Origin of the sequence: Acidovorax sp. NO-1, from assembly GCF_000238595.1 — a bacterium.
GTDB lineage: Bacteria > Pseudomonadota > Gammaproteobacteria > Burkholderiales > Burkholderiaceae_C > Acidovorax.
Genome location: NZ_AGTS01000031.1, coordinates 14,720 through 27,172, shown reverse-complemented (window position 1 = coordinate 27,172; position 12,453 = coordinate 14,720). Strand labels below are relative to the sequence as shown.

At 63.0% G+C, this 12,453-nt stretch carries 8 protein-coding genes; 6 read left to right on the top strand and 2 right to left on the bottom strand.

Annotated features, from left to right (window positions below):
* Positions 1–28: 28 nt before the first annotated feature.
* Both hemL and KYG_RS02625 read right to left on the bottom strand, forming a co-directional pair.
* A complete protein-coding gene (gene hemL, locus KYG_RS02630; RefSeq protein ID WP_008903271.1) occupies positions 29–1,339 on the bottom strand; it encodes a glutamate-1-semialdehyde 2,1-aminomutase in 1,311 nt (436 codons plus the stop codon).
* Complete coding sequence (locus KYG_RS02625; RefSeq protein ID WP_008903270.1) at positions 1,323–2,282, bottom strand: bifunctional hydroxymethylpyrimidine kinase/phosphomethylpyrimidine kinase; 960 nt, start codon at positions 2,280–2,282, stop codon at positions 1,323–1,325. The genes hemL and KYG_RS02625 overlap by 17 nt, the downstream gene beginning before the upstream one ends.
* A 94-nt stretch (positions 2,283–2,376) precedes the next feature.
* Between KYG_RS02625 and KYG_RS23505 the strand changes: the two genes are divergently transcribed.
* The 6 genes from KYG_RS23505 (at position 2,377) to KYG_RS02600 (ending at position 12,423) form a co-directional block, all read left to right on the top strand.
* Entirely contained in the window at positions 2,377–2,550 is a 174-nt protein-coding gene (locus KYG_RS23505; RefSeq protein WP_008903269.1) for a rubredoxin, read from the top strand.
* A 61-nt stretch (positions 2,551–2,611) separates the two neighbouring features.
* Positions 2,612–3,010, top strand: a complete 399-nt coding sequence (locus KYG_RS02620) for a PleD family two-component system response regulator (protein WP_034692846.1) — start codon at positions 2,612–2,614, stop codon at positions 3,008–3,010.
* Positions 3,010–3,375 carry a PleD family two-component system response regulator gene (locus KYG_RS02615; RefSeq protein WP_005796104.1) on the top strand — a complete coding sequence of 122 codons (366 nt, stop codon included), beginning with the start codon at positions 3,010–3,012 and terminating at the stop codon, positions 3,373–3,375. Before KYG_RS02620 ends, KYG_RS02615 begins: the two co-directional genes overlap by 1 nt.
* 15 nt (positions 3,376–3,390) lie before the next feature.
* Positions 3,391–3,918, top strand: a complete 528-nt coding sequence (locus tag KYG_RS02610) for a chemotaxis protein CheW (protein WP_034692840.1) — start codon at positions 3,391–3,393, stop codon at positions 3,916–3,918.
* A gap of 21 nt (positions 3,919–3,939) precedes the next feature.
* A complete protein-coding gene (locus tag KYG_RS02605; protein WP_008903266.1) occupies positions 3,940–6,219 on the top strand; it encodes a methyl-accepting chemotaxis protein in 2,280 nt (759 codons plus the stop codon).
* 51 nt (positions 6,220–6,270) lie between these two features.
* The gene (locus tag KYG_RS02600; RefSeq protein ID WP_034692838.1) at positions 6,271–12,423 is read left to right on the top strand and encodes an Hpt domain-containing protein; all 6,153 of its coding nucleotides are present in this window, start codon (positions 6,271–6,273) and stop codon (positions 12,421–12,423) included.
* Positions 12,424–12,453: the final 30 nt, after the last annotated feature.

The following is a 12,453-nucleotide window of genomic DNA, read 5'->3' as shown; positions in this document are numbered from 1 at the left end:
GCGCTTGATGGTAAAGCGCTGGCAGCTATTATTTTGATAGTTCATTGAACACTTCGCGGGCGGCTGCCACGGTGGCTGCAATGTCTTCGGGTGTATGGGCGGCGCTGACAAAACCGGCCTCGTAAAGCGCAGGTGCAATATAGATACCGCGATCCAGCAGGCCGTGGAACAGCTGGTTGAACCGCGCGCTGTCTGTCTTGAGCACCTGGGCGTAGTTCTGGGGCAGCTCGGGCATCAGGAAGAAGCCGAACATGCCGCCTTCGCTGTCGGTGCTGAAGGGCACGCCCTCGGCCGCCGCCGCAGCGGCCAGCCCATCAACCAGCGAACGTGTGGTGGCCGACAGCGCATCGAAGAAGCCGGGCTTCTTGATCTCACGCAGCGTGGCCAGCCCGCAGGCCGTGGCCACCGGGTTGCCCGACAGCGTGCCGGCCTGGTACACCGCGCCCAGCGGCGCCAAGTGTTCCATGATGGCGCGCGGGCCACCGAAGGCTGCCAGCGGCATGCCACCGCCAATGACCTTGCCCAGCACCGTGATGTCGGGTTTGAAGCCGGGGATGCTCTTGGCATAGACGCTTTGCGCGCTGCCCAGGGCCACGCGAAAGCCCGTCATCACCTCATCCAGCACCAGCAGCGCGCCATATTCGGTGCACAGCTCGCGGCAGCGCTTCATGAACGGCACGCTGGCGCGCACCAGGTTCATGTTGCCCGCGATGGGCTCGATCATCACGCACGCCAGTTCCTTGCCGTGCAGGGCAAAGGCTTCTTCGAGCTGGGCGACATTGTTGTATTCGAGCACCAGGGTGTGCTGCACCACTTCAGGCGGCACGCCCGCGCTGGTGGCGTTGCCAAACGTGGCCAGGCCCGAGCCGGCTTTGACGAGCAGTGAGTCGGCGTGGCCGTGGTAGCAGCCCTCGAACTTGATGAACTTGGCTCGCCCCGTGGCGCCACGTGCGAGGCGGATGGCGCTCATGCCGGCTTCGGTGCCGGAGCTGACGAGGCGGATCATCTCCATCGAAGGGACCAGGCTCAGGATCTCTTCGGCCAGCTCCACTTCTCGCTCGGTGGGTGCGCCGAAGCTGAAGCCGTCAAGGGCGGCGCTCTGCACGGCTTCGAGCACAGCGGGGTGGCCGTGGCCCAGGATCATCGGTCCCCAGGAGCCGATGTAGTCGATGAAACGCTGGTCGTTGGCGTCCCAGAAGTAGGCGCCTTTTGCACGCTTCACAAAACGCGGCGTGCCGCCCACGGCCTTGAAGGCCCGTACGGGCGAGTTCACGCCGCCGGGGATCAGCGCCTTGGCGCGTTCGAACAGGGGAATATTGAGATCAGTGCTTGGTGTCATGGGGGGGCATCACAAAGCCTTCGAGGGCCTGTGCTTCATCAATCGGGGGTTCTTCTTCGTCACCATCGGCCTCGTCACCGTCGGGCTGGGCCCAGAACATGCGGTCGGGCAAGATGTGCCCCATGCCGGGGCGAAAGCCGGCATCCAGGCAGCGGTCGAGGTAGCCCAGAGCTTCGCTGGTGGCTTCGCCCAGGTCGTTGCCGCTGGCCACCAGGGCCGTGAGGGCGGCCGACAAGGTATCGCCGGCGCCGGAGAAGGTGGCGTCGAACAGCTCGAACTTGCCACTGCCCAGCACGGTCTGGGGGGAGGCCAGCACGTTCTCGACAAACTGCTCGGGCAGGGGAATGCCGGTGACCAGGGTATAGGGCACGCCCATTTCGGAGGCGGCCCGGGCAATGTCGCGCGCCGTGGGGCTGCGGTCGCTGGTCCAGTCGGGCAACAGCCAGCGCCACAGGGTGCTGTGGTTTCCAACCAACACCGAGGTCTGCGGTAACAACAATTCGCGGAACGCGTCCAGGTACTCGTCGATCAGCTCATCGCGCCACCAGGACAGGTTGGGCATGTATGCTATCACCGGGACTTCGTCATAGTCTGTGGTTATTTCAGCGATGGTGCTGATGTTCTCCGGACTGCCCACGAAACCGACCTTGATGGCCTGGACCGGCAGGTCTTCCAGCACGGCCCGGGCCTGCTCGGCCACCGCCTCGTCGTCAATGCTGAAGTGGTCGAAAATCTGCGCCGTGTCACGGGCATAGGCACCTGTGACCACGGCAATCGGATGCCCGCCTACGGAGGCAATAGTGGTGATGTCGGCCGTCAGCCCGCCAGCGCCGCTGGGGTCGCTGGCATTGAAGACGAGCACGCATGCAGGGCTTGCGTCCTCCGGGCCGTCATCGTCGAGGTCCATGATGTCTGGGGGGGGAGTGGATGCTTTGGTGGTCATGGACCAGATCCTGCAAGAAGGGTGGCACCGAAGCCGCAGCCCACGGAGATGACTAGATACAATCGTTGCATTCTATGTGAAGGCCCTTTAAGCTGTGATCGACTCTAAAACCTGGATGTGTTTGATTTGCGGTTGGATTTATGACGAAGCAGAGGGATCTCCTGAGCACGGCATTGCCCCCAATACTCCCTGGGATCAGGTCCCGATGAACTGGACCTGTCCCGAATGCGGAGCCCGCAAGGAAGACTTCGAGATGGTTCAGATTTGAGGCGCATCAGCATCATCATGTGCTGATGCGTTGTTTATTTTTCCATCGGGAGCAGTAACAATTGACTACAACAGGCGCATCTTTCAAAGTGCTCGTGGTGGATGACAGCAACACCATCCGTCGAAGCGCCGAGATTTTTCTCAAGCAGGGGGGGCACGAAGTCTTGTTGGCCGACGACGGCTTTGATGCTTTGGCCAAAGTCAATGATTACCAGCCACAGCTGATTTTCTGCGACATCCTCATGCCCAAGCTCGATGGGTACCAGACCTGCGCCATCATCAAGCGCAACGCCCGTTTTGCGGATACTCCGGTGGTAATGCTGTCCTCCAAGGATGGCGTTTTCGACAAGGCGCGCGGGCGCATGGTCGGCTGCCAGGAATATCTCACCAAACCGTTTACCAAAGACCAGCTGTTGCAAGCGGTGCAGCAGTTTGGCAATGCCCAACAAGGAGCGATGTAATGCCCATCCAGAAAGTACTGGTCGTCGACGACTCGAAGACCGAGTTGATGTTTTTGACGGACCTGCTTCAGAAAAAAGGTATGCAGGTTCGCACCGCAGAAAATGCTGAAGAGGCTTTTCGCCGTCTGGCGGAGGAAAAGCCTGACCTGATCCTCATGGATGTCGTGATGCCTGGCCAAAATGGGTTCCAGCTCACGCGCGCCATTACCCGGGATCCGCTGTATGCCGATGTGCCCATCATTATGTGCACCAGCAAGAATCAGGAAACAGATCGCGTCTGGGGGATGCGGCAGGGAGCGCGTGGCTACATCACCAAGCCCGTGGATCCCGCCGAACTGCAGGCCAAGATCGACGCCCTGAACTGAGGCTGCGGCGCGTTCATGGCCAACCGCGAAGCCCTGCGAGAGCTCCAGACCCGACTTGCCAGCCGTCTTCAGGCCGCAAGAACCGAAGGGACCTCTGTTTCCTCCTGGCTGGCTGTAGAGTCCGCCGGGAGTTTCTATTTGCTGCCACTGGGCCAGTCCGGGGAGATCTTCCCCTGGGGTTCGATCCAGGCAGTTCCGTACACCCAGAGCTGGTTTCTGGGTGTTGCCAACCTTCGGGGTGGTCTGGTCGGTGTGGTGGATCTGGCGGGCCTGCTGGGTTCCTCTGCGCCGCGCACCGACCAGGCGCTCGCAGAGGCCAGCCTGCTTGCATTCAATGCCGCCCTGGATGTGAACGCTGCCTTGCTGGTGGACCGTCTGGCGGGGCTGCGCGGTACCGATGCCTTTGTGTCATCCGAGCCGCCCGCCGACGATGCCCCTGCTTTTTTTGGCACCGTTTACATCGATTCCAGCGGCAAACGCTGGCAGGAGCTGAACTTGCAGATCCTGTCCCAACATCCCGCTTTCCTGAGCATCAGTGCTTGAGTTTTTCTGTAAGGCCGCACCATGTCCGTTGTCAATCAATTTGGAAAACTGTTCAACCGGAAACCTGCCACTCCGGAAACCGGCGCGACCGCCGACGACGGGCAGGATCTGCTTGCCACGGGTCCGCTGGAAGGCTCGCCAATGCGCGATACCTACCAATCCGAGGCGATGAACAGCGTCCAGGGCGATCCTGATGGTTATGTGCCGGAGCTGCACTCGCCAGAGGCGGAAGAAGATCTGATCTCGCTGCCGGTATTGGGGCGGGCGACTGCGGCGGCCCACCAGCGGCGATTGCTCGCGCTGCTGCTGATCGGCGTTGCGGTGCTGGCTTTGATCGCTTTCTGGGTGCTGCAGCAGGCGGACCGGTCTGCCCAGCAGCTTGCTTCGACCGGGCAATCCCTGATGCAGTCACAGCGGCTCGCCAAGTCCGTGTCGCAGGCGCTGGTGGGTAGTCCCCAGGCCTTCCCGGACGTTGTGGAAAGCTCGGGCGTGCTGGCGCGAAACGTGCGCGCCCTGAATTCCGGCGATGCAGAGCTGGGTGTGGAGTCGTTGGGCGAACCCTTCAAGCCCGACCTGGATGCGGTGAACCCGCTCATGGAACGCGCCGAACGCAACGCCAGCGTGGTGATGGGCCAGCAAAAAATTCTGACGCAGGTGGGTGACGCGCTGCGCACGATCAACCGCCAGTCTTCCGATCTGCTGGAAATCGCTGAAACCGTGTCTTCGCTGAAACTGCAGCAGAACGCCCCGGCCGCCGAAATTTCTGCCGCCGGCCAGCTGGTGATGTTGACCCAGCGTATCGGCAAATCTGCCAACGAATTCCAGACGATGGAAGGTGTGAGCCCCGAGGCCGTGTTTCTGCTGGGCAAGGACTTGAACTCCTTCAAGGAAATTGCCCAAGGTCTGCTGGACGGAAGCCCGGAACTGCGCCTGGCCCCGACACGTGACGCGCAAACGCGTGAACAGCTGGAAGCGCTGATCAAGCTTTATGAGCAAACCCGGACCCAGGCGAGCGCCATTCTGGGCAACCTGCAGGGGCTCGTGTCTGCCCGCGAGGCCCAGTCCGCCATCATTGCCGACAGTGAACCGCTGCGCCGCCAGCTGGAAGGCCTGCAGTCCAAGCTTTCTGCCCAGACGGGTGTGGGTGGTGGTCAGCTCGCAGCAATGGCGCTGGCCGGTTTGTTCGTGATCTTTTGCGGTGTGGGCATTTCCCGGGTACAGCTGCTCGACAGCCGGGGCCGTCAGGCCGCTGCTGAAATGCAGCAAAAAGACGCCAAGCGCCAGGAGCAAGAAGCCAAGCGCGTTAACGACGCCAACCAGGCTGCCATTTTGCGTTTGATGAACGAACTGCAGTCGGTCGCCGAAGGTGACTTGACACAGGAAGCCACGGTGACCGAAGACATTACGGGCGCCATCGCCGACTCGGTGAACTACACGGTGGAAGAACTGCGCCAGCTGGTGGGCAGCGTGCAGAACACGGCGACCCGCGTGGCGCAGACGACCGCGCAGGTGGACAACACCTCGACCGAACTGCTGGCTGCTTCGACCGAACAGCTGCGCGAAATTCGTGAAACCGGCCGTTCCGTTCTGGACATGGCGACCCGAATCAACGAAGTGTCCACACAGGCGCAAGAGTCTGCCACGGTGGCCCGTCAGTCGCTGCAAGCTGCGGACTCGGGTCTGCAGGCCGTGCAGAACGCCATCGGCGGTATGAATTCCATCCGTGATCAGATTCAGGACACTTCCAAGCGGATCAAGCGCCTGGGCGAATCGTCGCAGGAGATCGGTGAAATCACCGAGCTGATTTCCGACATTACCGAGCAGACGAACGTGCTGGCTCTGAACGCCGCCATCCAGGCCGCGTCTGCCGGTGAAGCCGGTCGCGGCTTCTCGGTGGTGGCGGAAGAAGTGCAGCGCCTTGCTGAACGTTCCGCAGACGCCACGCGCCAGATCTCGGCGCTGGTGAAGGCCATTCAGACCGACACCCAGGACGCCGTGGCCGCTATGGAGCGCTCCACGCAGGGTGTGGTGGAAGGGGCTCGCCTGTCGGACAGCGCTGGTACCGCACTGACCGAAATCGACCGCGTGTCGCGCCGTCTGGCTGAACTGATTGAGCAGATTTCGTCTTCCACTTCCCGTGAAGCTGTTCTGGCCAACGAAGTGGCCGACAACATCCAGCACATTTTTGCGGTGACCGAACAGACGGGTGAAGGTACCCGCACCACTGCGCAGCAGGTGCGCGAGCTCTCGCACATGGCCGAAGAATTGCGCCAATCGGTGGCACGGTTCAAGATCGCCTGACGCAGCAGTTAGTCATCAACCAGCTGGCTCATTGCAGCCGGGGACGAATCCATGTCATCTATTGATGTCAACAATGCACCGGCCGTAGATGGGACCCAGGGAGATCAGGATCTCGGTCCCTTGGCCTGGGTGCTGGACGAACTGCGAAAGTCGCTTGATGGGGCAGTGAAGGCCATGCGGCGGTTCGTGCGCGATGCGGAGGCCGCTCGCGAGTCCGATCTGGCGGCGCTGGACGCCGGCACATTGCGCATTGCGCGGCAGCAGCTTCACCAGGCGTGCGGCGCGCTCGAAATGGTCGGCATGGGCCCGCCGGCGCTGGTGCTGCGGGCCATGGAATCTGCGGTGCAGAAGTTTGTGCAACGACCGGAAACCTGCAGCGACGACGCTGCAGCAGTGATCGAACGTGCCAGTTTTGCGCTGATTGAATATCTGGAAACCGTCCTGGCCGGCAAACCCGCATCGCCGGTTGCGCTGTTTCCGCAGTACCGCGAAGCCCAGGCCCTGGCCGGTGCAGATCGTGTCCACCCCGCCGATCTGTGGCCCGTGGAGCGCCGCTTCCGGGAACCCGAAGGCGTTGTGTCAGCACAGCCGCTTCCGTATGGACCAGAGGCGCGTGCACGTCTGGACGCTGCTGTCTTGCGGATCGTGAAGTCCGGCGACCTGAAGGCCGCACGCAGCCTGCGCGATACCTGCCTCGGGTTTGTGGCCGCGCAGCAGGACCGTCAGTCCCGCTCCTTCTGGAAGATCTGCGCAGGTTTCTTTGAGGCCTTCGCTGCGGGCCTGTTGCCTGCCGACGTGTATGTGAAGCGCGTGGCATCCCGCGTGCTGATGCAGTACGCGACGCTGTCCAAGGGTGACACCACGATCGCGGATCGTCTGGTTCAGGATCTGCTGTTTTTCTGTTCGCAGGCCAAGCCTTCCGGCACCGCAGCCAGCGACGTGCCTTCGTTGCAGGCCGTACGGCAGGCGTTTGCGCTGGACCGGTTCCAGCCGGTGGACTACGAAGCGGCGCGTTTTGGCAGGTTTGACCCCGCGCTACTGGCGCAGGCGCGCAAGCGGATTGCTGCAGCCACGGAAACGTGGTCTGCTTTGGCAGGGGGCGATCGCAACAAGCTCAAGCCTGCCGCGGATCAATTCAGCCTGGTCTGCGATTCGCTGCGCAAGCTCCACCCGGGCAGTGAAAGCCTGGCCCAGGCACTGACGCGGGCGTTGGACTCCACTACGCGCTCGGGAGAGCCTCCCTCCGCCGCTCTGGCCATGGAAGTCGCAACCTCGGTTCTGTACCTGCAGGCAGCCTTTGAAGAGCTGGATGCAGACGGCGACGAGATGCAGACGCGTGCTGCGCGTCTGGCCGAGCGTCTTGATGCGGTCAGCGCTGGCGCAGAGCCCGAACCGCTGGAACAGTGGATGGAGGAGCTGTACCGCAGGGTCAGCGACAACCAGACCATGGGCAGTGTGGTGGACGAGCTGCGTTCCACGCTCGCAGAGGCGGAGAAGGCGCTCGATCAGTTCTTCCGCAATCCCAATGACACGGCGGTGCTGGCGTCGGTTCCCGGCCATCTTGCGCAAATGCGCGGCGTGTTGTCGGTGCTGGGCCTGGACCAGGCCTCGCTGGCGGTGGTCCGCATGCGCGACATGGTGGAGCGCTTGCTTATCAATGAAGTGCCCGAGGAAGAGCGCCAGGGGGTGTTCGAGAAGTTGGGCAACAGCCTGGGTGCTCTGGGCTTCATGATCGACATGCTCAGCTATCAGCGCACCATGGCGCGCAAGCTGTTCGTATACGACGAGGAACTGGGAGAACTGCGCGTGCTGATGGGCAAAACCCGTTCGCGCGCGTCGGATGCACTGGAAGACGGTATTGCCAAGCTGGACGAACGGTCTGCTGTGCCTCTGCCCGACGTGCTGCCGCGCTTCCCCGCGACGGAGCCCGCCAGTGAACCCACAGATTTCGGTTCACTCGTCGCCCTGCCTGACCTGCCATCTGACGATGGAGGTCACCATGTGGCTGTAGCGCAAGCCGACTCGCTCGATCCCGGTATTTCGTTCGAGTTGCCCGAGCTGGCACGGGCCGTGCCGCCTTCACCTGTTCACGCTGATGCCGCTCTTGTCGCCGCGTCCGCTTCCGCGCCCGCGCAGGCACCGGAAATCGAAGACGAGCTGCTCGAAGTGTTTCTCGAAGAGGCTCGCGAGGTGGTGGCCAATGGCCTGGCGGCCATCCAGGTGCTCAACGACGAGCCAGGCAACCTCACCGAGCAGACAACCTTGCGCCGGGCGTTCCACACGCTCAAGGGCAGCTCGCGGATGGTTGGGTTGAACGAGTTTGGAGAGGCCGCCTGGTCGATGGAGCAGGTGCTGAATGCCTGGCTGGCCGAGCAGAAGCCCATGCAGCCGAGCTTGTTGCAGCTGTCCTCCGATGCGTTGCGGGCATTCAGCCGATGGGCTGATGATATTGCCGCCGGCCAGGCTGGCGCGTGGCAAGCGGACGCCTTCTGCCGCTCTGCGGACGCGATGCGTCTGGACGGCACACTGCTGCCGCTGGTCCTTCCCGCAGATGGCGGGCTGGACGTGCCGTTGGCTGGAGCTGCGGCAGAACGCGAAGTGGCTGCGCCCGACGAGCAGTTGCGGGATCTGCCGGAAGCTGCGGTCGCAGAGGCACCTCAGGCTGTCGACGAAGAGTTCGTGGCGCCCGATTTCGAGGTCACCGCCATCTCGGACCACGTGCCCCAGCCCGGCGATGCGGGAGCCGTGGCCAGCGACGTGGCGGAAGACATCGATTTTTCCGTATTCGCTGCCGCGCTCAACGATGCGCCTGCCGCTTCAGGTGCGGTCGATCCATCCAGTGCCGATTTTGTGCTGGATCTCGAGTTGCCTGACCTGGAACCCGCCCCGACGGACGCCGCATCCGACATTGCAGTAACAGCCGATGTGCCGGACGATGTGGCCGCACTGCTGAAGGTCCCGTCATCTGAAGCAACGGAGCCTTTGGAGGTGCAGAGCCTGGTGGAGCTGCAGCCGCCAGTGGTGATTGCGGACGAAGCAGAAACAGCACCAGAACTCGCCTCAGAGACGCCAGAAACCGTCGCCGTTACGTCCACCGATGCACCGCAATCACACGATGCAGTGCCCCAGGACGACGGTGCCAGCGATGAAGCGGTCAAGGTCATTGATACGCTGCGCATTGGCATACCGCTGTACAACGTTTATTTGAACGAAGCGGACGAGTGGTCGCGTCGGTTGGCCACCTGCCTTCAGGAATGGTCGCTGGAGCTGCACGAGCCGCTGCCCGACATCGCAGTCGCGCTGGCCCATTCGCTGGCAGGCAGCTCTGCCACAGTGGGTTTCACGGCCCTTTCCGAGTTGTCCAGGGTCCTCGAACACGCCTTGCAGCATGTGATGCTGCAGTCGGGTGGCACCGAGGAGCAAGCCCAGGCCTTTCTGGCAGCAGCCGACGATATTCGCCGGTTGCTCCACCAGTTTGCGGCGGGCTTTCTCAAGGAGCCAAGCGAAGAAGTGCTGGCGCAGCTGCGCCAGATACTCGAGACCGAGGTGGACAACACGCTGTCTCCTCCGGAAGACGAGGCCACCGACGCGGATCGCCCAGAGGCCGCGCACCCCGCGGTGGTTCAGGCAGAAGCCGAGCTGTCTGCAGTTGCGCCTGCATCGAACCTGGACGACGTAGACGCCACACCCGTGAATGAACCCGATGCCGTCGTAGCAAGGCATGTGGCGCCTGCATTGTCTGCGGTGGTGCACGATCACGACAGGTTCGACGAGGCGATCGCGCATGCCGTGGCGCTAGGTTCTGATGTAGACGACGATATCGACGCCATCGACGTCATTGACCCGGATCTGTTCCCGATCTTTGAAGAAGAAGCTGCGGAGCTGTTGCCGCAGCTGGGTGGCGCACTTCGCCAGTGGGCCTCGCGGCCGGACAACCTTGGTGCTCGCAGTGAGGTCTTGCGCGCGTTGCACACCCTCAAAGGCAGCTCGCGCCTCGCCGGGGCCATGCGCCTGGGCGAAATGGCCCACAGGCTGGAATCGGCGATCGAGCATCTGGATGCCGAAACGGTCACTTCGGACCAAATCGAGCCCCTGCAAGGGAACTTCGATGGCATTCAGGCCAATTTTGATGCGCTGCGTGCCATTGGTCAAGGCTCGGCCGACACGGTGGTTGCGTTGCCGGTGGAGGCGCCACGCGGGCTGTCCGAGGCGCGCGCAGACAGCCCGGCTCCAATGCCCATACCGGCTGCAGCGGCATCGACCGCGCCCGCAAATGCGGCGGTGCGTCTGCCGGGTCCGTCGCAGCTCGCGCCTTTGCGTGTGGCCGCCAACCAGTCGGTGCGGGTTCGCGCGCAACTGCTGGACCGCCTGGTCAACCAGGCTGGCGAAGTGATGATCAGCCGCTCCCGCCTCGACGTGCGTCTGGGGCAGTTCCGCAGTTCGCTCACCGATCTGTCCGGCAACCTGGATCGTCTGCGTCAGCAGTTGCGCGACATCGAGGTGCAGGCGGAATCGCAGATGCAGTCGCGTCTGGCATTGTCCAAGGATTCTGCTGCTGGGTTCGACCCTTTGGAGTTCGACCGCTTTACGCGCGTGCAGGAGCTCACACGCATGATGGCCGAGTCGGTGAACGACGTGGCGACCGTGCAGCGCAACCTGCAACGGGCCATGGAAGGCGCCGAAGACGATCTGATTGCCCAGGGTCGCCAGGCCCGCGAGCTGCAGCGCGATCTGCTGCGCACCCGCATGGTGGAGTTCGAGGGCATTGCCGAACGCCTCTACGCCGTGGTGCGCCAGGCGTCGAAGGAAACCGGCAAACAGATCAAGCTGGACATCACCGGCGGCTCCATCGAAATGGACCGCGGCGTGCTGGATCGCATGACCCCCGCGTTCGAACACTTGCTGCGTAACTGCGTGGCCCACGGCATTGAAGATCCGCAGGTGCGCACCGCAGCGGGCAAGTCCGCTTCCGGCACGATCACGGTCGATTTGCACCACGAAGGCAATGACGTTTCGGTGGAATTCCGGGATGACGGTGCTGGGCTGAACTTGCCACGCATTCGCGAAAAGGCGCTGGCCCAGGGGATTGTGGAGCCGGGCGCGGAGCTGAGCGACGCGGAGGCTGCCAACCTGATTTTCATGCCCGGGTTCTCCACTGCGTCCGAAGTGACCGGCTTGGCAGGGCGCGGTATTGGCATGGACGTTGTGCGTGCCGAGATCAATGCGCTGGGTGGTCGGATTGAAACGTCGACCGAAGCGGGCAAGGGCGCCGCATTCCGCATGGTGCTGCCGTTGACCACGGCAGTGACGCAGGTGGTGATGCTGCGCGCAGGCGATCTGGCCGTTGGCGTGCCCGCCAACGTGGTCGAGATCGTGCGGCGCACGTCGGCGGCAGACCTGGAGACGGCCTACCGCACCGGTCATTTTGATGACGGCATGGAGCAGCTCCCCTTCTTCTGGTCCGGGGCGCTTCTGCAGGCTTCTTCGCGCAGCAACGAGGCTGGCGGCAAGACGCGACCGGTGGTGATTTTCCGCAGTGCATCGCAGCGCATTGCCATGCACGTGGACGAAGTTCTGGGCAACCAGGAAGTCGTGGTGAAGAACCTTGGTCCCCAGTTGTCGCGATTGCCAGGTCTGGCCGGCATGTCCGTGCTGGCCTCTGGTGCCGTGGTGCTGATCTACAACCCGGTGGCGCTGGCTACCGTCTATGGTGATCAGGTGCGTGCCGCCAGTGCGGGTCTGCCGCCTGTCCTGGAGGCTGACGGTTCTTCGGGTGCAGGCAAGGCGGTCGTGTCTCCGCAGCTTGCGGGTCCGAGCCAGGTTCCGCTGGTGCTGGTGGTGGACGATTCCATCACGGTGCGCCGCGTCACGCAGCGTCTGCTGCAGCGCGAAGGCTATCGTGTGGCGCTCGCGGCTGACGGTCTGCAAGCGCTGGAACGCCTGCAGGAAGAGCGCCCGACCGTGGTGCTGTCCGACATCGAAATGCCGCGCATGGACGGCTTCGACCTTGCACGGAACATTCGGGCCGATGGCGCGCTGCGTGACCTCCCCATCATCATGATCACGTCGCGCATCGCCGAGAAGCACCGTGAGCATGCAATGGAACTGGGCGTCAACCATTACCTGGGCAAGCCCTACTCGGATGAAGAGCTGCTGAGCCTCATCCAGCACTACGCCCGCCTCGCGGCGACCGCAGAGGCATAGCGTCTCCATGCAAGTGCACCGCAGGCCTGC

Bases quoted from the DNA above. Each gene is read 5' to 3' on its own strand.
- hemL (WP_008903271.1), bottom strand. From the start codon at position 1,339: ATGACACCAAGCACTGATCTCAATATTCCCCTGTTCGAACGCGCCAAG.
- KYG_RS02625 (WP_008903270.1), bottom strand. From the start codon at position 2,282: ATGACCACCAAAGCATCCACTCCCCCCCCAGACATCATGGACCTCGAC.
- KYG_RS02615 (WP_005796104.1), top strand. From the start codon at position 3,010: ATGCCCATCCAGAAAGTACTGGTCGTCGACGACTCGAAGACCGAGTTG.
- KYG_RS02610 (WP_034692840.1), top strand. From the start codon at position 3,391: ATGGCCAACCGCGAAGCCCTGCGAGAGCTCCAGACCCGACTTGCCAGC.
- KYG_RS02605 (WP_008903266.1), top strand. From the start codon at position 3,940: ATGTCCGTTGTCAATCAATTTGGAAAACTGTTCAACCGGAAACCTGCC.
- KYG_RS02600 (WP_034692838.1), top strand. From the start codon at position 6,271: ATGTCATCTATTGATGTCAACAATGCACCGGCCGTAGATGGGACCCAG.